Origin of the sequence: Brachybacterium sp. GCM10030268 (genome assembly GCF_042666305.1) — a bacterium.
Lineage (GTDB): Bacteria > Actinomycetota > Actinomycetes > Actinomycetales > Dermabacteraceae > Brachybacterium.
Map to the genome: position 1 here is coordinate 186774 of NZ_JBHTCW010000003.1, position 21841 is coordinate 208614.

At 68.2% G+C, this 21841-nt stretch carries 21 protein-coding genes; 18 read left to right on the top strand and 3 right to left on the bottom strand.

Annotation, left to right across the window (positions count from 1 at the left end; genetic code table 11):
• Positions 1-325 precede the first annotated feature (325 nt).
• The 10 genes from ACFQRD_RS06685 (at position 326) to ACFQRD_RS06730 (ending at position 11538) form a co-directional block, all read left to right on the top strand.
• Positions 326-1696: an extracellular solute-binding protein gene (locus tag ACFQRD_RS06685; RefSeq protein ID WP_377803604.1), complete on the top strand. Its 1371-nt coding sequence runs from the start codon at positions 326-328 to the stop codon at positions 1694-1696.
• Positions 1697-1712: 16 nt separating this feature from the next.
• A complete protein-coding gene (locus tag ACFQRD_RS06690; RefSeq protein WP_377018472.1) occupies positions 1713-2666 on the top strand; it encodes a carbohydrate ABC transporter permease in 954 nt (317 codons plus the stop codon).
• A gap of 1 nt (position 2667) precedes the next feature.
• Positions 2668-3573 carry a carbohydrate ABC transporter permease gene (locus ACFQRD_RS06695; RefSeq protein ID WP_377018473.1) on the top strand — a complete coding sequence of 302 codons (906 nt, stop codon included), beginning with the start codon at positions 2668-2670 and terminating at the stop codon, positions 3571-3573.
• A gap of 292 nt (positions 3574-3865) precedes the next feature.
• Positions 3866-5191, top strand: coding sequence for an extracellular solute-binding protein (locus ACFQRD_RS06700; protein ID WP_377793655.1), 1326 nt, complete (start codon positions 3866-3868; stop codon positions 5189-5191).
• Between the two features lie 58 nt (positions 5192-5249).
• Complete coding sequence (locus tag ACFQRD_RS06705) at positions 5250-6218, top strand: carbohydrate ABC transporter permease (RefSeq protein WP_377793657.1); 969 nt, start codon at positions 5250-5252, stop codon at positions 6216-6218.
• The gene (locus tag ACFQRD_RS06710) at positions 6215-7132 is read left to right on the top strand and encodes a carbohydrate ABC transporter permease (protein WP_377793658.1); all 918 of its coding nucleotides are present in this window, start codon (positions 6215-6217) and stop codon (positions 7130-7132) included. Before ACFQRD_RS06705 ends, ACFQRD_RS06710 begins: the two co-directional genes overlap by 4 nt.
• 271 nt (positions 7133-7403) lie before the next feature.
• On the top strand, positions 7404-8660 hold the full coding sequence (locus ACFQRD_RS06715; RefSeq protein WP_377793660.1) for an ABC transporter substrate-binding protein: 1257 nt from the start codon (positions 7404-7406) through the stop codon (positions 8658-8660).
• Positions 8657-9781 carry a carbohydrate ABC transporter permease gene (locus ACFQRD_RS06720; protein WP_377793661.1) on the top strand — a complete coding sequence of 375 codons (1125 nt, stop codon included), beginning with the start codon at positions 8657-8659 and terminating at the stop codon, positions 9779-9781. Before ACFQRD_RS06715 ends, ACFQRD_RS06720 begins: the two co-directional genes overlap by 4 nt.
• Positions 9778-10632, top strand: coding sequence for a carbohydrate ABC transporter permease (locus ACFQRD_RS06725; protein ID WP_377793662.1), 855 nt, complete (start codon positions 9778-9780; stop codon positions 10630-10632). Before ACFQRD_RS06720 ends, ACFQRD_RS06725 begins: the two co-directional genes overlap by 4 nt.
• 3 nt (positions 10633-10635) lie before the next feature.
• On the top strand, positions 10636-11538 hold the full coding sequence (locus ACFQRD_RS06730) for a glycoside hydrolase family 43 protein (RefSeq protein ID WP_377803605.1): 903 nt from the start codon (positions 10636-10638) through the stop codon (positions 11536-11538).
• Here the strand turns inward: ACFQRD_RS06730 and ACFQRD_RS06735 are convergent.
• The 3 genes from ACFQRD_RS06735 to ACFQRD_RS06745 are packed head-to-tail and all read right to left on the bottom strand — an operon-like array spanning position 11522 to position 13976.
• Positions 11522-12037 carry a dihydrofolate reductase gene (locus ACFQRD_RS06735; RefSeq protein ID WP_377803606.1) on the bottom strand — a complete coding sequence of 172 codons (516 nt, stop codon included), beginning with the start codon at positions 12035-12037 and terminating at the stop codon, positions 11522-11524. The genes ACFQRD_RS06730 and ACFQRD_RS06735 overlap by 17 nt on opposite strands.
• On the bottom strand, positions 12037-12840 hold the full coding sequence (locus ACFQRD_RS06740) for a thymidylate synthase (protein WP_377793666.1): 804 nt from the start codon (positions 12838-12840) through the stop codon (positions 12037-12039). The genes ACFQRD_RS06735 and ACFQRD_RS06740 overlap by 1 nt, the downstream gene beginning before the upstream one ends.
• Complete coding sequence (locus ACFQRD_RS06745) at positions 12837-13976, bottom strand: LacI family DNA-binding transcriptional regulator (RefSeq protein WP_377803607.1); 1140 nt, start codon at positions 13974-13976, stop codon at positions 12837-12839. Before ACFQRD_RS06745 ends, ACFQRD_RS06740 begins: the two co-directional genes overlap by 4 nt.
• Before the next feature lie 226 nt (positions 13977-14202).
• Between ACFQRD_RS06745 and ACFQRD_RS06750 the strand changes: the two genes are divergently transcribed.
• The 8 genes from ACFQRD_RS06750 to ACFQRD_RS06785 all read left to right on the top strand — a co-directional run bounded on the left by ACFQRD_RS06750 (position 14203) and on the right by ACFQRD_RS06785 (position 21744).
• A complete protein-coding gene (locus tag ACFQRD_RS06750; RefSeq protein WP_377803608.1) occupies positions 14203-15723 on the top strand; it encodes an alpha-N-arabinofuranosidase in 1521 nt (506 codons plus the stop codon).
• Between the two features lie 15 nt (positions 15724-15738).
• Positions 15739-17370, top strand: coding sequence for an alpha-N-arabinofuranosidase (locus ACFQRD_RS06755; RefSeq protein WP_377803609.1), 1632 nt, complete (start codon positions 15739-15741; stop codon positions 17368-17370).
• 317 nt (positions 17371-17687) lie between these two features.
• The gene (locus ACFQRD_RS06760) at positions 17688-18251 is read left to right on the top strand and encodes a type IV toxin-antitoxin system AbiEi family antitoxin domain-containing protein (RefSeq protein WP_377803610.1); all 564 of its coding nucleotides are present in this window, start codon (positions 17688-17690) and stop codon (positions 18249-18251) included.
• A complete protein-coding gene (locus ACFQRD_RS06765) occupies positions 18248-19105 on the top strand; it encodes a nucleotidyl transferase AbiEii/AbiGii toxin family protein (protein WP_377803611.1) in 858 nt (285 codons plus the stop codon). Before ACFQRD_RS06760 ends, ACFQRD_RS06765 begins: the two co-directional genes overlap by 4 nt.
• Before the next feature lie 82 nt (positions 19106-19187).
• Positions 19188-20090, top strand: a complete 903-nt coding sequence (locus ACFQRD_RS06770) for an alpha/beta fold hydrolase (RefSeq protein ID WP_377803612.1) — start codon at positions 19188-19190, stop codon at positions 20088-20090.
• Between the two features lie 177 nt (positions 20091-20267).
• Entirely contained in the window at positions 20268-20630 is a 363-nt protein-coding gene (locus ACFQRD_RS06775) for an ArsR/SmtB family transcription factor (RefSeq protein ID WP_377803613.1), read from the top strand.
• Positions 20627-21157: an SRPBCC family protein gene (locus ACFQRD_RS06780; RefSeq protein WP_377803614.1), complete on the top strand. Its 531-nt coding sequence runs from the start codon at positions 20627-20629 to the stop codon at positions 21155-21157. The genes ACFQRD_RS06775 and ACFQRD_RS06780 overlap by 4 nt, the downstream gene beginning before the upstream one ends.
• Complete coding sequence (locus ACFQRD_RS06785) at positions 21154-21744, top strand: TIGR03086 family metal-binding protein (protein ID WP_377803615.1); 591 nt, start codon at positions 21154-21156, stop codon at positions 21742-21744. The genes ACFQRD_RS06780 and ACFQRD_RS06785 overlap by 4 nt, the downstream gene beginning before the upstream one ends.
• The last annotated feature ends 97 nt before the right edge of the window (positions 21745-21841 follow it).

Here is a 21841-nt window from a genome sequence, read left to right on the forward strand (position 1 = left end):
AGGCGCGCTTCGTCTGTGCTGGTCACAGGGTCGCGCGAGAGCCGGCGACTCGTCGCTCGCCGATCCGTTGCGCACCGACCTACAACGATGTAAAGTCCGGGAACACGTAGTCACGTGACGCAGTGCACTCGCACTGATCGCGGGCGCTCGTGGTGCACGGGCATCGATCCACGTCGGTGGGCGGTCCGAGCGGTACGACGCACAGGCCACCGTCGGCCTGTCTCACATGGCTGCCGACCCGGCGGGTTCCGCACGGAGCCCGCGCATTCGTCTCACCGTGATGCCGCTCGGCACCACGGACACCTGATCCCGATGGAGCGATGAGATGAGGACACGTCCACCCCGCCCCGCCCTCGCGCACGGGCCCGGCTCACCGGCCATCAGCCGTCGAAGGCTCTTCGGTGCCGGAGCGCTCGCTGCATCCTCGCTGTCCCTGGCGGGCTGTTCCACACCTCTGGCCGCCGGCCTGCTCGGCTCGGAGCTCGATCCGGGCACCGTGGTGTTCTGGAACCTCTTCGGCGGCGGCGACGGGGTCCGCATGCAGGACATGCAGGCGGGCTACCGCGAGATCTATGGTGCCGGTTCGCTCGAGGCCACCACGCTGACCTGGGGCAATCCGTACTACTCCAAGCTGACACTGGCCACGGTGGGCAACAAGCCGCCCGATGTCGCGGTCTCCCACCTCACCCGCGCCAAGCCGCTGTGGGACGGCGGCATCCTCGACCCCATCACCGAGGAGGACCTGGCGAGCGTCGGTCTCTCCAGCGCCGACTTCGCCTCCCAGCCGTGGGAGGCTCAGATCACCGACGGCCAGAACATCGCCATCCCTCTGGACACGCATCCGTTCACGCTCTTCTACAACCGCGATGTCTGCGAACAGGCCGGACTGCTGGACGGTGACGGCCTGCTCGTCGACCTCACCGGGATGGATACCTTCGAGGCGGCTCTCGAAGAGATCAGCGCCGTCACGGGCGGGATCGCCCTGACCGTCGCCAACGTGGCCGAGATCGCGACGCCCTGGCGCTTCTTCTGGACGTTGTACAACCAGATCGAGGGTGTCACCCCCTTCCTCTCCGACGACGGCGCCACGATCAGCGTGGACGAGGACGCCTTCCTCGAGGTCACCTCCAGGACGCAGAGCTGGGTCGAGAAGGGCTGGCTGAACCAGGGCCTCGACTACGCGACCTCGCAGACACAGATGTTCACCGGCCAGGCGGGCTTCTACATGCAGGGCGAATGGGAGATCGCGACCGCGCAGTCGATCGAGGGTCTCGACTTCGGGATGGCCCCGATCCCTCAGCTCTACGACCAGCCTGCTGTCCAGGCCGACTCCCACACGTTCATCCTTCCCCGGAAGGACCGCACGCCCGAGCAGCGCCAGCAGGCGATGCAGTTCATCAAGACGATGCTCGAGCAGAGCATGACGTGGGCCGAGGGCGGGCACGTGCCCGCCTACGTGCCCACCTTCGAGAGCGAGGAGTTCCAGAGCCTGGAGCCGCAGAGGTACTACGCGCCGTCGGCGGACTACGCCGTCTACGACGATGCGGCCTGGTATGGCGGTTCCGGGTCGACCTTCGAGGACACCGTCGGCGCGCAGCTGGGATTGGTCCAACAGGGATCCCTGGATCCCGAGCGGGCCCTGCAGGTGATCAAGGAACAGCTCGAGATCTACACGTCCACCCCGAGTCCGCTCTGATCCGGAAGGCACACTCATGACGACGACGTCTCCTGCTGTTCCCCGGCCTGCCGGGGTGAGCGAACGGCCTGCCCGTCAGGTCGACGCGAAGCGCAATCGCCCGCAGGCCTGGCTCTTCATCGCCCCGTTCGGGCTGTTCTACCTGGCCTTCATGATCGGGCCCGCGGTCTGGATGTTCATCGCCAGCTTCTTCAACACCTCGACCGTCCACACCGGGCTCGGGTCGTTCGCGGGCCTGGCCAACTACGCCGAGATGTTCGCCCGCGACGACTTCTGGTCCTCGCTGTGGCACACCCTGCAGTTCACGCTGTACACGGTGCCGCCGCTGGTGATCCTCTCGTTCGTGCTCGCGGTGCTGACCAACCGGGCCTCCCGCGGCCAGTGGTTCTTCCGCCTGGCCTTCTTCCTGCCGTTCATCCTGCCCTCGGCGACGATCTCCCTGATCTGGGTCTTCATCTTCACGCCGTCCACCGGTCTGTGGTCACTGCCCGGTCAGCTCCTCGGCCTCGAGGCCGGGGCAGGGATGCTCGCCGATCCGGCCACCGCGATGATCGGAATCGCGATCGCCACGGTGTGGTGGACCATCGGGTTCAACTTCGTCCTCTACCTCGCCGGGCTGCAGGAGATCCCGCGAGAGCTGTACGAGGCCGCCGCCGTCGACGGGGCCTCGCCCTGGCAGCAGATCCGCAGCGTCACGATCCCGCTGCTGCGCCGGACCACCGCGCTGGTGATCCTTCTGCAGATCATCGCCAGCCTGAAGATCTTCGACCAGGTCTACCTGATGACGTCCGGCGGCCCCGGCATCTCGACCCAGGTCGCGCTGGGCCTCATCACCGAGACGGCCTTCACCGACAACCGGATCGGCGCCGCCTCGGCCGCGTCGGTGCTGCTGTTCCTCATCATCATCGTGATCGCCATCATCCAGCAGGTCGTCGAACGTGCTGGTGCCGAGCGCAAGGGGGCTTCCTGACATGACCGCCACCGACACCCGCCGCAGCGGCAGCTCGGGCGTCTCCGCCGCAGCGCCAGCCCCTCGCCGGGACCGCCCCGGCGGCAGCGGACGCTCGTTCACCGTGGTCACCACCGTGATCCTCGTCGTCTTCGCGATCCTCTGGCTCATCCCCAGCCTGTTCGCCCTGAAGACGTCGTTGTCACCCAATGGCGTCGCGGCGCTCGGCGCCCAGGAGATCCTCACCAACTGGACGCCGACGCTCGAGTCCTACGTGACGCTGATGCAGCAGGGCGACATCTGGAACTGGTACCTCGCCAGCGGTGTCACCTCGGTCGTCACGGCCGTGCTGACGCTGCTGTTCGCCTCGATGGCCGCATTCGCCCTCTCACGGCTCCGGTTCCGAGGGCGCGCGCTGGTCTACCTGCTGATCATCGTCGGCCTCATGATCCCCAGCCAGGTGCTGATCGTGCCGATCTTCGAGCAGCTGAGGATCGTGCAGCTGCTGAACACCTACTGGGCGGTGATCCTGCCGCAGGTTCCCTCCGTCATCGCCGTGTTCATCTTCAAGCAGTTCTTCGACGGCATCCCCAAGGAGCTCGAGGAGGCCGCCCGCGTCGACGGCGCCGGACTGTGGCGGATCTACTGGGGCGTGATCATGCCGCTGTCGCGCCCGGTCACCGCGGCCGTCGCGATCCTCACCTTCGTGTGGACCTGGAACAACCTGCTGCTGCCGCTGTTCGTGATGTCCAACCCGGCGCTGATGACCATCCCGGTCGGACTGGCGACGGTCCAGGGCAGCTTCGGCCTGCGCTACGCCGACATCCAGGCGGGCGCGATCCTGGCCGCGCTCCCGCTGGTGGTGCTGTACATGTTCTTCCAGCGCCAGATCGTCGAAGGCGTGACGGGGTCCGGCCTGAAGGGCTGAGCGCACGCCGGAGCGGCGGGCTGATTCCCGTCGCTCCCGGGTCACCAGGGTCTGCGCCCTGTCGAGGACACGCTTACCGGCTTCACCGATACCGCTCGGCGCGGATCGGGGGAGCCGGTTTCTCGTGCGCCTGAGTGCAGGTGGCCCGCGTGATGTTGACGGCCGCTTTACAGCGCTGTAAGTTCAGCATGGCGCACGCGGGTCTCCCAGGGCCGGGAGGCTCACGGACTACCGGGCGGCCCCGCTGGGAACCGTCCGACCCGCACTCGACCACGAAGAGGTGGACAGGATCATGCTCGGAACGTCTCGCGGAGGAACGCCCGTACGTCGACGCACTCTTCTGCAGGGTGCCGGGGCACTGGGCGCGCTCGGCAGCCTCGGAGCACTGTCCGGGTGCGCCGGGGCGAACGCTCGTGCCTCGGACGACATCGCCTTCTGGCATCTCATGACGGGGTCCGACGGCGAGACCATGGGCGAACTCGTGGATGAGTACATGGCCTCCGACGGTGCCGCCACGGTGAGCCAGACAGTGCTTGCGTGGGGAGCTCCGTACTACACGAAGCTGGCCATGGCCTCAGCCGGAGGCCGCGCGCCCGATGTCGCCGTCATGCATGCCTCCCGTGTTCCCGGGTACGCGCCAGGGGGTCTGCTGGACGAGTGGGACATCGACCTGCTCGCCGAGTTCGGCGTCCGGAAGCAGGACTTCCCCGAGTTGATCTGGGAGAAGATGTTCTTCGAGGACAAGCTCACGGCGATCGCTCTGGACTCTCACCCCTTCGTCCTCTACTACAACACCGAGATCGCCGAGTCCGCCGGTGTGCTCGACAGCGACGGTCTGCTGATGCCTACAGATACTCCGGAGGACTTCCGGGCGATGGCTCTGGAGCTCGGGGCCAAGGCGCCCAGCGGGTACGGCCTGTCCTGGGGGTATCTCGCAGACGCCTCGAACCAGTGGCGGATGTTCTCGACGTACTACGCGCAGATGGGCGGCACCATAGACCTGCCGGTCGGCGGCAAGATGCAGTATCAGGAGGAGATCGTCGTCGAGGCGATCGAATGGATCCTCTCGCTGATCGACGGCGAGGTGGGCAACCCCAGTCATGACGGCGGCACGGCTGTCTCCGAATTCGCGACGGGCAGTTCAGGCGGTCTCTTCGGCGGCGTCTGGGAGATCGGCGGGCTTGAGGGGCTTCCGTTCGACATGACCGTGATTCCTGGCGTATTCGGCGATCCTGCCGCCTTCGCGGATTCCCATACGTTCGTGCTGCCCCACCAGTCGACCCCCGACGAGGAGCGGCGCCGCAATGTCCATCGAATGGTCGCCTATGTCCTGCAGAACTCGTTGAACTGGGCGGGCGCGGGGCACATCCCGGCCTATACGCCGGTGGTCGAGTCGCCGGAGTACGCGGAACTGACACCGCAGGCCCACTACGCCGACGCCATCGATCACCTCGTCTACGACCCGCCCGCGTGGTTCACCGGCGCCGGCAGCGACTTCCACAACTACTTCGGCAACGACATGCAGAACGTCTGGGCACGGCGCACGGACCCCCTTGACGGCTGGAACGCCTTCGTCGCCCGCATCAACGCACTGCTGCAGAAGCCTGCCCCGGTGTGAGAGCCCGGCACCGCGTCCTTCCTGTACCGCTCAGTTCGCCCGTCGAAGGAGACGATCGATGATGACGACCGACGGCCTGGCCGCCCCTCCGGGCGGAAGCGCGCCACCTGTCGCCCCCGGTGCTGCCGAGCACCTGTCAGCCGGCCGGAAACGCCGGCGCCGCTCCGAGAACCTACGCGGGTGGCTGTACTGCAGTCCCTTCCTTGCGGCCTTCGTGCTGTTCCTCATCTGGCCGACGGTCTACGGGCTGTGGATGAGCTTCACCAGTGCGAGCCTGGCCGGGACCAACACCGAATTCGTGGGGCTGGACAACTGGGTGGAGGCCCTCGGCGACCCGATCGTGTGGCGCTCGCTGGGCAACACGGTCTGGTTCACTGTGCTCTCGACGATCCCGCTGGTCGTCGTAGCGATGCTGATGGCCGTCCTGGTGAACCTGGGGCTCCCGGGGCAGTGGTTCTGGCGCCTGTCCTTCTTCCTGCCGTTCCTGCTGGCCTCGACCGTGGTCTCCCAATTCTGGGCATGGATGTACAACCCGCAACTGGGCCTGATCAATACGTTCCTGGGCTGGTTCGGGGTGACGGGACCGGCCTGGTTGCAGGATCCGGGCACCGCGATGATCGCGGTGGTCGTGACCACCGTATGGTGGACGATCGGTTTCAACTTCCTGCTCTACCTCGCTGCGCTGCAGAACATCCCTGACCACCTCTACGAGGCGGCATCGCTGGATGGGGCCGGAGGGCTTCGCAAGTTCCTTTCGATCACCCTGCCGCAACTCGCCCCCACGACGGTGCTGGTGCTGGTACTGCAGCTGCTGGCATCGCTGAAGGTCTTCGATCAGATCTATCAGATGACCGGCGGCGGCCCGGGCGGCGCGACCCGCCCGATTCTCGTCTACATCTACGAGGCCGGCTTCACCGGCTACCGCCTCGGGTATGCCTCGGCCATCTCATACATCTTCTTCTTCATGATCATCATCGTCTCGGTCGCCTACATGGTGATCTCGTCCCGCCGGAGCGTGAAGGCATGAGCGCCGCTGCCCCCACCAGCCCTGCCCGGATCCCGACCACCATGGCTCGGAATGCCGGTGCCGTCGCGGCCGTGCCGAAGCGGCGTCGCGCGCCCACGCCCACCCGCATCATCGCGTTCGTCATCCTGGCTGTGCTTGCGCTGTCCTGGCTCGTGCCGGTGCTGTGGGCGGCACTGACATCGTTCAAGACGGAGGCCGAGGCCGCCGCGATGCCAGTCACGATCATTCCGGAGCAGGGCTTCACGCTGGCGGCGTACGTGAATGTGCTGACCGAGGGCCTCGTACCCCGGTGGGCCTGGAACAGCCTGCTGACCTCGACCCTCGTCACGCTGATCACCGTGACGATCTCGGCACTGGCCGGCTATGCGCTCTCGCGGCTGAAATTCGCGGGACGCCAGATGATCATCGCGCTGATCGTCGCCTCGATCATGATCCCGGCACAGATCCTCATCGTGCCGCTGTTCCAGCTGATGCTGACGCTGGATCTGGTCGATACCTACTGGGGGATCATCCTGCCGCAGGTCGTCGCGGCCCCAATGGTGTTCATCCTCAAGAAGTTCTTCGACCAGATACCGTTCGAGCTCGAGGAGGCGGCGCTGATGGATGGCGCGAGCCGGCTGCGGATCTTCTGGAGCATCGTGCTGCCGTTGTCGCGCCCGATCCTCGGTGCAGTCGCGATATTCGTGTTCATCGGCGCCTGGAACAACTTCCTGTGGCCGTTCATCGTCATCAACGACTCGAACCTGATGACTCTCCCGACGGGCCTGCAGACCGTCGTCAGCGCCTATGGAGTCCAGTACGCCCAGAGCATGGCCCAGGCGATGCTCGCGGCCCTGCCGCTGATCGTGGTGTTCATGTTCTTCCAGCGTCAGATCATCCGCGGGATCGCGACCACCGGCATCGCCGGAACCTGAAGGAGAGCGTCTCGCACGGTCGGCACGCCCACCGGTTCCACCGATACGTCTCGCTCCTGAGACATATCGGTGGAACCGGTTCGTCGTGTTGCGCATGTCGTGCCGAGGAGGAGCCGCATATGTCGTCTTGACGTCGAGGAGAGCCCGGCAGTCGCGGGTCGCTGCGCCCGAGTGATCGTGTCCTAGATGTGACATGGCGCACCGATTCTCACGTTAGACTCCTGCCAGCCCGCGACGACGCGGGGCATCTGGCGCATCGAAGGAGATGGCAATGACCGGCAGATATGGATTCTCACGACGTCACGCTCTGGGCCTCGGCGGGGTGGCCCTGGCCGGAGCCGGCCTGACCGCGTGCGGCGGCAACACCGGCGGGCTGACGGGTGGCGGGGGAGGTGGTGGAGAGACCCTCTCGCAGTGGTACCACCAGTACGGGGAGGACGGCACGCAGGACGCCGCGACCAAGTACGCCGAGGCGTACGAGGCGGGCACCGTGGAGGTCAACTGGGTCTCCGGTGACTACGCCTCCCGGCTGTCGACAGCGCTGCTCTCCGGCGGCGGGGTGGATGTGTTCGAGAACAACGCGATCGCCGTCGACCAGGCCGAGCAGGGCCGCTACGTCGAGCTCACCGACATCGTCGACCCGGTCAAGGACCAGTTCAACGAGGCCTCCCTGGGCCCGGTCACCATCGGTGACCAGATCTGGGGCGTCCCGATGCTGCTGGACCCCCAGCACTTCTACTACCGCAAGAGCATGTTCGAGGCCGCCGGCATCGCTCCGCCGGAGACTTTCGACGACCTCGTCGCAGCCGCCACCGAACTGACCACGCCCGACCAGAAGGGGCTGTTCCTCGGCAATAACTTCGACGCGTGCACCTACCCGATGATCTGGGCCGCCGGTGGGAGCCCCATGAACGAGGCCCGCGACGCCGTCGCGTACAACACGCCCGAGTACGCCGAGGGGCTCGCCGCGATCCAGCAGATGATCGCCGACGACGTCCTGCTGACCGGTGCGCCCTCGGACTGGGCCGATCCATCGGCCTTCGCCTCGGGCCTGGCCGCGATCGCGTGGGGCGGCTGCTGGGCGCTGCCGGCCCTCGAGGAGTCGCTGGACGACGTCGGCGTCTTCCCCCACCCGGCCGTCGGCGCCGGTGGGCGCCAGGTCGCGTTCATCGGCACCTGGAACGAGCAGGTCGCCGGCAACAGCGAGAAGGCCGAGGAGGCCAAGGAGTTCGTGAAGTGGCTGTGGATCGAGCAGGCGGAGTTCCAGACCGACTGGGCGCTCAGCTATGGCTTCCACATCCCCTCGATCACGTCGGTGGCCGATGCCGCAGACGCCCTCAAGGACGGCAACGGCCTCGAGATCGCGACCATGGCCAAGGACATGGGTGTGACCGGCACCCCCGAGTGGACAGGTGAGGTCAGCACCCCGCAGGCCGACGCGATCAGCAACATCCTCAAGAACGGCGCCGATCCCGCCGAGGAGCTCGCCGCAGCGGAGGAGGCCAGCAACCGGGTCCTGGACTCGTGAGCACGCAGGCCACCACTCCGTCGGGAGCCTCGTCCGCGCACTCCGCCGGCTCCTCGGCCGGAGAGCCACGGACCCGTCCGTCGGCCGCTGTCGACCGCGGCGGTCGGAGCCGCCACGGGCCCGACGGCGCCGGCCCTGTTCGCACCGGGCCGACGAGGATCAAGGGCAACAACCTCGCCTTCTGGCTGTTCTTCACGCCGTTCCTGGCCGGGCTGGCGGTCTTCACGATCCTCCCCCTGATCTGGGGCGGCACGCTGAGCCTGTTCGAGGCGCGCGGGACGGTGCTGCCCACCCGCTTCGTCGGGCTCGAGAACTTCACGGGCTTCCTCGTCGACACCGCGTTCCTGCAGTCGCTGCGCACGTTCATCGTGTTCGCCCTGTTTATCGTGCCGGTGACCATGGCCGCCTCCCTCGGCCTCGCCGTGCTGATCAACGGGCTGCCCCGGTTCCAGACGTTCTTCCGCTCGGTGTTCTTCCTGCCCACCGCGTGCAGCTACGTCGTCGCGTGCGTGGTCTGGAGGCTCTCGCTGTTCAACGGGCTGGAATCGGGCATCGTGAACCAGCTGCTGGGCGTCGTGGGCCTGGATGCGGTCTCGAGCTGGCTCTCGGCCTCGCCGTACTGGTGGATCGTGCTGGTCTCGGTGCGGCTGTGGCTGCAGGTCGGCTTCTACATGCTGCTGTTCCTCGCCGGACTGCAGGCGATCCCGACCCAGCTGTACGAGGCGGCCGCGGTCGACGGGCTCAGCCCGGGCGGGTTCCGAATGTTCCGCCTGATCACGCTGCCGCAGCTGCGGACCACCTCCGCCGCGGTGCTGCTGCTCCTGCTGATCGCCGCCTTCCAGGCGTTCGACGAGTTCTACAACCTCACCGGCAACAATCCCGAGACCAGGCCTCCGCTGGTCTATCTCTACAACATCGCTCTCGGCCCGCAGCAGGACTTCGGCACCGGCTCGGCCGGCGCCCTGGTGCTGACGGCGATCATGGTGATGGCCGGGCTGCTGCAGACCTGGCTGGTGGGCTTCGGATCCAACGACGACGGGGCCCGCACGGGCCGCTTCCGGTTCCTGCGGGGCCTCCGCCGCCGGGGCGCAGCGCCGGCCGTCGGGAAGGAGGGGCGATGACCGCCCAGCTCAACATCGTCGGCCAACGACGAGGCAGCATCGGCCTGACGCTTCGGTACGTGGTGGCGTCCGCGCTGGCGGCGGTGTTCCTCGTGCCGTTCTACGCGATGATCAAGACGGCGCTGTCCACGAACGACGAGATCTACTCGCGCGAGTTCGTGTTCTGGCCCAGCGACCCGCAGTGGCAGCGCATCCCGGAACTGTTCGCGGATCCGCGATATCTCGATGCCCTGATGAACTCGGCGATCATGGCGGTGCTCTCGACCTCGCTGTCGATCCTCATCGCCTCGCTCGCCGGCTACGCGCTGGTGCGAATCCCCAACCGCGCGGCCAAGCCGATGTTCATCCTGGTCATCACGGTGCTCCTGGTGCCGGCCCCGACGGCGTTCGTGCCGAACTTCATCATCGTCGCCTCCCTGGGCTGGATCGGCACCCTGCAGGGGCTGATCGTTCCCGGCCTGTTCAGCGCGTTCAACGTGTTCCTGTTCCGGCAGTTCTACGTGAACTTCCCCCGGGAGATCGAGGAAGCCGCGTACATCGACGGGGCAGGGTTCTTCCGCACGTTCTTCCGGATCGTCTTCCCCAACACGCTGCCGTTCGCCTCGGCCCTGACGGTGCTGGGGTTGATCGGCTCGTGGAACGCGTTCCTGTGGCCGCTGGTGGTCGCGGGCGACGGGCAGAACGCGATGACGGTGCAGATCTACCTATCCTCGTTCCTGACCGCGCAGACCTTCGACTACGGAGGCCTGTTCATGGCGGCCACCGTCAGCCTGCTCCCGGTGCTGCTGGTGTTCTTCGTGCTCCAGCGCTACCTGGTCGCGGGCATCGCCGCGACCGGATTGAAGGGATGAGTGATGACCGCTGAACCGGCGTGGGAGGTGCCGCTGGCCGACCCTGCCGTCGTCCGCACGCCCGACGGGTGGATCGCCTACGGGACCGGTCCGGTGCGGGACGGTCTGGCCGTTCCCGCCGCCTTTTCGTCGGACCTCCAGCAGTGGGAGGGGATCGGCAACGTGCTCGAGGCCCTGCCATCCGAGGCGGGCGATTCGTACTGGGCGCCGGAGGTCTGCCACCGGGACGGCGCCTGGTGGATGTACTACTCGGTGGGCCACGACGACCGCGGCCACCGGGTGCGAGTCGCCCGGGCCGAGCACTCGCGGGGCCCGTTCCGCGATCAGGGGCTCGTGCTCACGCCCGACGAGCTGTTCGCGATCGACGCCTCGCCGTGCCGACTGCCGGACGGGTCGTGGTGGCTCTTCTTCGCCCGCGACGTCCTCGAGCATGAACGGCCGGGGACTCACCTGGCGGCCGCGCCGCTGCCGACGCCGACCACGCTGGGGGAGACGGTCCCGGTGCTGGAGCCGTACGCAGATTGGCAGATCTTCGAGCGGGACCGGGAGATGTACGGCTCCACGTACACCTGGCACACGCTCGAGGGCCCGCACGTCGTGGTGCGCGACGGCATGCTGCTGCTGACCTACTCGGGCGGCTCCTGGCAGGGCCCCGGGTACCGCACCGCGTGGGCGCACGCCTCCACGCCGGTGGGTCCCTGGACACTGCCGGAGGCGGGGGAGGACGTGCTGCTGGCGACCGACGAGGAGTTCATCGGTCCGGGTCACAACTCGTGCACCGTCGGGCCTGACAGCCAGGATGTGATCGCGTTCCACGCGTGGGATGCCGAGCTCACCGGGCGCTTCATGCATCTGCGCGAGCTCCGCGTCGGCACGGACCCCGCCCGCCTCAGCGTTCGTAGGTGAGGATGCGGTAGCGCAGGCCGTTGGCCGCTTCGTGCCACCCGGACTCCGGATCGGCCGACGTCTGCCGGAAGGCGCTGGGGACCTCGGGGGCGGTGGTGTCCCCGTCGACGTCGAGGTCGATCTCGGTGACGGAGAGCAGATCCGCGTCGTCCATCGCCTCCCGGTAGACCCCGCCGCCGCCGATCACCCAGATCGTCCCGTCCTGCGCGGCCAGCGACTCCTCCGCGAGGCGCAGCCCTTCCGGCAGGTCCCGCGCGCGAACCGCACCGTCCTCGGCGAAGTCGTCGTCGCGGGTGATGACGATGTTGGTACGGCCCGGCAGGGGGCGGAATCGGGGCGGGAAGGACTGCCAGGTCCGCCGGCCCATAACCACGGGGCAGCCCTGGGTGGTGCGCTTGAAGTGGGTGAGGTCCTCGGGCAGATGCCACGGCATCGTGCCGTCCGCACCGATCACGCCGCTGCGCGCCTGCGCCCAGATCATCCCAATGCGCGGTCCCATCAGACCGCGACCGGCGCTTTGATGCCCGGGTGGTGCTCGTAGCCCGCCACCTCGAAGTCCTCGAGGACGTAGTCGAGGATCGAGTCCGGGCGGCGGGTGATCCGCAGGCTCGGGTAGGGGTAGGGCTCGCGGGCGAGCTGCTTGGTGACCTGCTCGATGTGGTTGTCGTAGATGTGGCAGTCCCCGCCGGTCCACACGAAGTCACCGACCTCGAGATCGGTCTGCTGGGCGACCATGTGCGTCAGCAGCGCGTAGCTGGCGATGTTGAAGGGGACCCCGAGGAACATGTCGGCGCTGCGCTGGTAGAGCTGACAGGAGAGCCTGCCGTCGTGGACCTCGAACTGGAACAGGGCATGGCAGGGCGCCAGCGCCATCGCCGGGATGTCGGCCGGATTCCAGGCGGTCACGATCAGTCGCCGCGACTCCGGGTTGGTGCGGATCTGCTGGACGACGTCACTGATCTGGTCGATCACGCCGCCCTCGGGGGTGGGCCAGGAGCGCCACTGCGCGCCGTAGACCGGGCCCAGCTCGCCGTTCTCGTCGGCCCACTCGTCCCAGATGCTCACCCCGCGCTCCTGCAGCCAGCGCACATTGGTGTCCCCGCGCAGGAACCACAGCAGCTCGAGCGCGAGCGAGCGGAAGTGGACGCGCTTGGTGGTGATCAGCGGGAAACCCGCCGAGAGGTCGTAGCGGAGCTGGCGGCCGAACAGGCTGCGGGTCCCGGTGCCGGTGCGGTCGCCCTTGGGGCTGCCGGTCTCCAGGACCTCGCGCAGCAGGTCCTCGTACGGGGTCGGGATGGTCACCGGGGGTGCTCCTCGATATCTGGGGCGGATAGGGATGCGGGAGTACGTGCTGATGACGATGGCGCGGAGATGCCGGTGCTCTCCATGGTCGACTCCCGCGTGACCACGGTGTACGGGGTGTCCACCACGCGGGGCGGGCCGTCGTAGCCCTGGATGCGCTCGGCCAGCAGGTCCAGCACCGTGGCCGCCAATCGAGACTTGTCCGGGGAGACACTGCTGAGGGACGGGGCGGTGAACGGCGCGTCGGGCGTGTCGTCGTATCCGATCACGGCGATCTCCTCGGGCACCCGTCGGCCCAGGCGTCGCAGCTTCGCCAGCGCGCCGATCGCGAGGTCGTCGTTGCCGCAGACGATGCCGTCGATGTCGGGGTGCTCCTCCAGCAGCGTCTGGGCTCCGTCGAAGCCGTCGATGCGCCGCCAGTTCGGGAGCGTCCGCACGACCGCCTCGTCGGGGGAGAGGCCGAACTCGCCGATCGCGGAGAGGAAGCCGTCCCGGCGCAGGGAGCCGGAACTATGGGGCTGCTGCCCGTGCTCGGTGTCGATCACGCCGAGGAAGGCCAGGCGGCGCCGGCCGGTCTCGAGCAGATGCGACGTCGCATCGAAGGACGCGGAGACGTTGTCGATACGCACGTAGTCGCTGCCCTGGGGGAGGGTCTCGGGCAGGTGCTCGCCGATGAACGCGGTGGGCTGGCTGGTGCGCTCCATGCGCGCGAACAGCTCCTCCTCGAGTTCGAGAGGACTGAAGATCACGCCGTCGCCGAAGACCCGTTTGAAGCCCTCCAGCACGGTGCGCTCTGCGTCGCGGCCGCCCGAGGTCGAGTGCAGCACGATGGTCTGACCGCGTCGCTGGGCCTCGTCGATGAACTCCTGGGCGAGATTCGAGAAGTAGGAGAGATTCAGTGACGGCACCGCGAGGGTGATCATCCGGCTGGCCCCGGTGCGCAGCTGCTGCGCCGCGACCTGGGGGCGGTAACCCACCTGCAGGATCGCCTCGCGGACGCTCTCCCGGGTCGACTCGCGCACATGCGGGTAGTCGTTGACCACGTTCGAGACGGTCTTGATCGAGACCCCCGCGAGCTCGGCGACATCGCGCAGCGACGGAGGGCGCTGGCGGCCGGTCGAGGAGTGCGTGGGCATACCTATGATTCTCGCACCGAACCGGGCCGCGGCGGCTGCAGGGCGCGCAGCGGTGGGGTCGGGCGATCAGCCCGACGCGCCCGTGAGACCCCGTTGACGCGGTCCTCTTGCTGTGAAAAGGTGTTTGCAACGATGTAAACCTGATTGTCGCACCTGGTCATCGCATCGTGTCCCGTCGCACTGTCGCGCGAACCGGCGCCCACTCCCCAGAAGGATCCTGACACCGATGTCTCCTGCGCTGACCCTCACCGTCAACCCCGCCTTCCGCGTCGCGCCCGTGCGCCGCCGCACCTTCGGTGCGTTCGTCGAGCACCTGGGCCGTTGCGTCTACACCGGCATCCACGAGCCCGATCATCCCTCGGCCGACGAGGACGGCTTCCGCACCGACGTCCTCGAGCTCACCCGTGAGCTCGGCGTCAGCTCGGTGCGCTACCCCGGCGGCAACTTCGTCTCCGGCTACAAGTGGGAGGACGGCGTCGGGCCCCTCGAGCAGCGACCCGCCCGCCACGACCTCGCCTGGCACTCCACCGAGCCCAACACCGTCGGCCTGGACGAGTTCATGGCCTGGGCGAAGAAGGCCGAGGTCGAACCGATGTACGCCGTGAACCTCGGCACCCGCGGGGTCGAGGAGGCCCTGGACGTGCTGCAGTACGCCAACGCCCCGCAGGGCATCGAGCTCTCCGATCAGCGCGCCGCCAACGGGTCGCCCCAGTCGCACGGCATCCGCATGTGGTGCCTGGGCAACGAGATGGACGGCCCCTGGCAGACGGGCCACAAGACCGCCGAGGAGTATGCCCGGGTGGCCACCGAGGCAGCCCGTGCCATGCGTCAGGAGGACCCGGACCTCGAGCTGATCGCCTGCGGCTCCTCGAACTCGCAGATGCCCACCTTCGGGGCGTGGGAGAACACCGTGCTGACCGAGGCCTACGACTTCGTGGACATGATCTCCGCCCACGCGTACTACTCGGAGAAGGACGGCGACCAGGCCTCCTTCCTCGCCTCGGCCGACGACATGGACTACTTCATCGACTCCGTCGTCGCCACCGCCGACCATGTGCGCGCGAAGCTGAAGCGCGACAAGCGCATCATGGTCAGCTTCGACGAGTGGAACATCTGGTACCAGCACCGCGCCGAGTCCCGCCCGCCGAGCGGCGACGACTGGCCCGTCGCCCCCGTGCTGCTGGAGGATGTCTACTCCGCGATGGACGCCGTGGTGTTCGGCAACCTGCTGATCTCCCTGCTGCGCCACAGCGACCGCGTCGCTTCCGCGTCCCTCGCTCAGCTGGTCAATGTGATCGCCCCGATCATGACCGAGCCCGGCGGGCGCGTGTGGAAGCAGACCACCTTCCATCCGTTCTCGCTCACGTCGCGCCACGCCAAGGGCGAGGTGCTCGACGTGCGACTCCAGTCGCCGACGTTCGAGAACCAGCGCTTCGGCACCAGCACCTCGGGCGACGCGGTCGCGACCTGGGACGAGGAGACCGGGGACCTGACCGTCTTCGTCGTCAATCGCGACGCCTCGGGGCCGCTCGACCTGGGCGTGGACCTCACCGCCTTCGCCGGGCTCGAGCTCGTCGAGGCCCTCACCCTCCACCACGAGGACCCGTACGTGGCGAACACGGCCGACGCCCCCGACACCGTCACCCCGCAGAAGAACGACACGATCGCGCTCGCCGACGGCCGCCTGACCGGTGAGCTGCCCGCGATCTCGTGGTCGATCATCCGCCTGAGCCGCACCGGCGCCTGAGCAAGGAGAACTCCGATGAGCAACCCTGCCCGCACTGTCACCACCGGCCTGGCCTCGGCGCTGAGCGCCCCCAGCCCCGGCACCGGTACCACCGGATCGACCGGCCCCTCCAGCAGGCGGACCGACGGGCCCGCGCGCGTGGTCGTCGACCTCGACCTGCCCGGCGCCACCATCTCCCGCCATCTCTACGGCCACTTCGCCGAGCACCTCGGCCGCTGCATCTACGGCGGCTTCTTCGTCGGCGAGGACTCCGAGATCCCCAACACCCGCGGCATCCGCCACGACGTGGTCGACGCCCTGCGCGCCCTGCGGATCCCCAACCTGCGCTGGCCCGGCGGCTGCTTCGCCGACGAGTACCACTGGAAGGACGGCATCGGCCCTCGCGAGCAGCGCCCTCGCATGGTCAACTCCCACTGGGGCGACGTGGTCGAGGACAACTCCTTCGGCACCCACGAGTTCATGGACCTCGTCGAGCTGTTGGGCACCGAGGCCTACGTCAACGGCAACGTCGGCTCCGGCACCGTGGCCGAGATGAGCGAGTGGATCGAGTACCTCACCCGCGCGGACGACTCCCCGATGGCCTCCCTGCGCCGTGAGAACGGGCGTGAGGGACCGTGGAAGGTGCCGTACTTCGGGATCGGCAACGAGGCCTGGGGCTGCGGAGGCAACATGCGCGCCGAGGACTACGCCGCCCTGGCCAGGCAGTACTCGACCTATGTGCGCGATCACGCGGGCAACGAGGTCACGCGCATCGCGGCCGGTGCCAGCGATGACGACTACGGCTGGACCGAGGCGCTGATGAAGGCCATCGGCACCCTCAAGGGTCGCGAGACCAAGCCCAAGCCCTTCCAGGCGATCTCCCTGCACCACTACACGATGTCCGGGCCGTGGCAGGACAAGGGCAGCGCCACCGAGTTCACCGAGGACGAGTGGTACCTGACGCTCGCCCGCGCCGCCCGCACCGAGGAGCTCGTCGCCCGCCACTCCACCGTCATGGACCACTACGACCCGCACAAGCAGGTGGGCCTCGTCCTGGACGAATGGGGCACCTGGTGGAACGTGGAGCCCGGCACCAACCCCGGCTTCCTGTACCAGCAGAACACCGTGCGGGACGCCCTGGTCGCCTCGCTCCACTTCGACGGCTTCCACCGCCACGCGGACCGCCTGGTCATGGCCAACATCGCCCAGACCGTCAACGTGCTGCAGGCGATGGTTCTCACCGACCCGGACTCCGGCGCGCTGGTGCTCACGCCGACGTATCACGTGTTCGAGATGAACGCCGGTCACCAGGACGCCGCGGCGCTGGACGCCCACGTGCTGCTGCCCGAGGAGCCGCGCGAGATCGAGGGCCGCACCCTGCCGTCGATCTCCGCCTCGGCGTCGACGACGGGGGAGACGGCGCTGATCTCGCTGTCGAACCTGGATGCCTCCGAGGGCCGCACGCTCGTGCTGGACCTGCGCGGCCGCGAGGTCACCGGGCATTCGGCGCGGGTGCTCACCGGAGCGTCCTCTGCCGCGCACAACACCCCGGAGCAGCCCGACGCGGTGGCCCCGGTGGAGCTGACGACGGTGCGCGAGCACGAGCGCGGCCTCGAGGTCGAGCTCCCGCCGCACTCCTTCGCGACGGTGCAGCTGCAACTGGGTTGAGGGCGGGCCGCGGGTGGGCTGGCGCCTGGCCGCGGCGCCCCACGAACGCTGCGCCCTCGCTCAGCCGTCGTACCCTCACGCAGCCGCCGCACTCCCGCTCAGCCGCCGCGACGCAAGAGGTGCCGCTGACGTGGTACTTCTCGGCGCACGAGCGGTCCCGGCTGGGTCCCGCGACCGCCAGGGCCTGAATGGTGCCGCTGCGGTCGGGTCGAGGGCGAGCCCGTATCTGGGTTGCTCGCGCCTGGCTTGGCTATGGTGAAACAAAGCGTATACAGGTATGGTTATCTGCATACGGTCTGTTTCAGGAGGTGAGAGCCATGGGGGCAGAGACGCTGCGTCCAAAGCACGCGTGGCGTGAGGGCATGTCCCGGAGCAACCTCTACCGCGCGGCCCAGTCGGGGCGGTATGAGCGCATTGCTCGGGGCATCTACCGGCCGGCCGACGCGCCAGCCGCGGACTGGGACTGGATCGAGGCTGCCACCCGTCGTCGAGACGCGACGATCTGCCTGACTTCGGCGCTCGCTTTCCACGACCTCACTGACGCGATTCCTGATGCGCTCGACGTCGCCATCCCGCGCGGAGCCCGCATCCCTGCCACCGAGGCGGCAATCAACTGGCACCTGTTCGCCAAGGACACATTCACCCTCGGCCGCGCTGACATCGCGGTCCCGAGAACGGCCCAACGCATCGGCATCTACTCGCCCGAGCGGTGCATCGCCGATGCCTTCCGCCTTCGCGGCGACTTGGGATACGAGCTCGGCAGAGACGCCCTTCGCGAATGGCTGCGCAGGGGTGGCAGGCCGGCCGATCTCATGGAGATCGCGTCCAGGCTCCCCAGGGCCGAGGGGCCGATCCTTCACGCACTGGACATCCTCGCGTGAGCACAGGCGAGGCCGTCTTTCGGCAGCTTCAGAACCGAGCCCGATCGGACGGCGCCAAGGCCGGTAAGCCCACTCCCACGGCCGAGTACCTCACCCGTCACGTGCTTGAATCGTTCCTTGAGCGGCTCGCCCGCACGGATCACCGGGACAACTTCATCTTGAAGGGCGGCATTCTGCTTGCCGTCTACGGCGTACGCCGCCCCACGAAGGACGTGGACTCTGAAGCGGTCAATGTCTCTGTCACGCCCGAGCACATCGTGGACGTTGTGCGTCACGTGGCGGCAGTCGATGTCGCGGATGGTGTCTGGTTCGACGTGGACACGGTCAGCATCCAGGAGATTCGCGACGACGCCGAGTATCCCGGCAGGCGGGTGCGGGTCAACTGTCGTGTCGGGCCTCAAATGCTCGTCGTGGTCTGGGACATCTCCACGGGCGACCCGATCGTGCCGCTGCCGCGGCCGGTTAAGGTTCCTCGGGTGCTCGGTCACGACATAGAGATGCTGGGCTACGCGCCGGAGACCACCGTGGCCGAAAAAGGCGTGACCATTCTGGAGCGGGGGACCGCGAGCACCCGGTGGCGCGACTACATCGACATCGTCCAGCTGAGCGAGAAGCACGGTGTTGATGAGGACCTGCTTCTGGAATCAGCCCAGGCCGTGGCCCGGTATCGCAAAATTGCCCTCGGCCCGATTGCACCTGTCATCGCAGGGTACGGGGCCATCGGCCAGGTGAAGTGGGCTGCCTGGAGACGCAAGGAACGCCACGAGGACGTCAGCGAGCCTTACCTTGACGCCCAGATGGCCAAGGTTGCCGCAGTCCTCGACCCCGTATTCAGACGGTCTGACCGAGCGTAGGTTCGGTCGCGATTTCCGGACCGGATCGGATGCACGAAGCCGGGGCCGGAAGTTCAGGGCCGGATCGAGTAGGTTCTCGCGTGTGACCGCATCGCCGTCCGCGCCTGCTGCGCCGACTCCTTCGCTGCCCGAGCCTGTCCCCATCGACCTCGGTGGGGTCCGGATCGCCACCTACGAATTCGGAGCGGATGGCAGCGCCTCCCGCGGTGACGTCCTGTTCTGCCATGGCACCCCGTGGTCGGCCCAGGTGTGGGCACCGGTGGCCCGGGCCCTGAGTGTGACCTTCCGCGTGCACCTGTGGGACATGCCCGGTTACGGCCGCTCCGGCAAGGAGGCCGACGTCCCGCTCGACCTCGTGACCCAGAGTGAGCGGTTCGCGCGGCTGCTCGAGCACTGGCAGTTGGAGAGCCCCCACGTGATCGCCCACGACATCGGCGGCGCAGTCGCCCTCGGCGCCCACCTGCGTGGCGGCAGCCAGTTCGCCTCGCTGGCGCTGTGGGACGTCGTGACACTCGACCCGTGGGGCTCGCCGTTCTTCCGGCTCGTCGCCGAGCACGCCGACGTCTTCACCGCCCTGCCGCCCGCGCTCCACGCCGCCCTGGTGCGCGAGTACATCAGCGGGGCCGCGCACCGCACGCTGACCGCGGAGCAGTCGGAGCTGCTGGTCTCTCCCTGGATCGAGGGGGAGGGGCAGGCCGGGTTCTACCGCCAGATCGCAGCGCTGAGCCCCGAGCACACCGAGCCCCTCGTGGAACGGCTCCACCAGGTGCGCTGCCCCGTGACGATCGGCTGGGGCGAGCAGGACCCGTGGATCCCGGTCGAGCAGGCCTCCCGGCTGCGGGAGGCGCTGCCGGGAGAGCCGCCGCTGACCGTGCTGCCGGGCGTCGGGCATCTCGCGCCGATCGAGGCGACCGAGCTGGTCGCCACGGCGCTCGCGGAGTGGCTCGCGGGGGCCGCTGATCAGGGCGCTTCGGCCAGCGCCTGACCGCGGCGCCTCGACCCGCTCCTGATCGCGCTGCCACGAACCGAGCCTGGCCGCGCTGACAGCCCGCGCGCGCCCGGCGACCGAGCCCGCACCAGTTGTATTCAACCGAGGGGTTGACGACGTGGCGGAGCAGGCGTAGCGTCGCCGTTGTCAACCAAGAAGTTGAGAAAGGGAGGTATGGACGACGACACTCTCTCGAGGGCCTTCGCCGCTCTCGCCGACCCCACCCGTCGCGACCTCGTCTCCCGGCTCACTCTCGGGGACGCCACCGTGGGCGAGCTCGCCGCCCCCTATGACATGTCGCTGCAGGCCGTGAGCAAACACCTCGCGGTCCTCGAATCGGCCGGCCTCGTCACCCGCCGGCGCGATGCCCAACGCCGCCCCGTGCATCTCGACGCCGAGACGCTGGGGGAGCTGACCACCTGGATCGACCGACATCGCAGGGCCGCCGAGGCACGCATGTCCCGCCTCGACGAGGTCCTCGAGCACGCAGGAACCCCTGACGCAGGCCTCACCGATTCTCAGGAGACATCGCCATGAACGCCACCGACCGTCTGACCACTGCCACCATCGAAGCCGACCCCGACGTCCCCCTGATCCGCATCACCCGGGACTTCCCTGCGACTCCGGCGCAGATCGTCCGCGCCCACACCGACCCGGACCTCTACGCCCAGTGGGTCGGGCCCAAGGACCTCTCGACCCGCATCGACCACTGGGACGCCCGCACCGGCGGCTCCTGGGCCTTCACCAACATCCGGGGTGAGGAGGAGTACTCCTTCCACGGATGCTTCCACGAGGTCTCCGAGAACCGCATCGTCCAGACCTTCACCTTCGACGGCTGGCCCGAGGGGGTCTCGCTGGAGACGATGCGATTCGAGGACCTGGGGGACGGCTGGACCCGCATGCACAGCCAGTCGCTGACCGACTCCTTCGAGGCTCGCGGTCAGATGCTGGAATCCGGCATGGAAGTCGGCATCAACGAGGGCTACGCGAAGCTCGACGAGCTCCTCGAGGCCGGTTCCGTGCCGGCGGGAGCACAGTCTCCTGCAGCGGAGCAGACAGCGTGAGCACCCCGCTGCCCCAGCTCCCGCCCGACGCGAAGTACCGCGCCATCTCCGACCGGTTCACCGAGACGGTCGGCGGGGTGAAGGACTGGGACGCACCCACGCCCGTCGCGGAATGGCGTGCCCGGGATGTCGTCGACCATCTCGTCACCTGGCTGCCGGCCATGATCCACGGGGGCTCGGATGTCCGCTTCTCGGCCGGGCCGTCGGCGGACGACGACCCCGTCGGCGCCTGGATCCATCTCGATACGCAGGTCCGCGAGCTGTTCGAGGATCCGGCTGCCGCGCAGCACCTGCACTCGAATCCGCACACCGGCCAGGACAGGCCGGTCCCGGACGTCGTCGACTCGGTCTTCACCGGGGACGTCTTCTTCCACACCTGGGACCTGGCTCGTTCGTCGGGTCAGGACGATGCGCTCGATCCCGACATGGTCCACGAGGCGCTGGCCGGGATGAGTGCCATGGAGGAGATGCTGCGATCCAGCGGCCAGTTCGGGCAGCAGCAGCCCGTGCCGAAGGAGGCGACCGAGCAGGAGAAGCTCTTCGCCTTCCTGGGCCGCGATCCGCGATGGGAGGCTGCGGCCGGCTGATCTCCGCCAGGACCGATCGCCGAGCGGACCCTTCGTCGTCAGACGTTCCCGCGGGAACGTCTGACGACGAGACACGTTCCCGCGGGAACGTTCATCG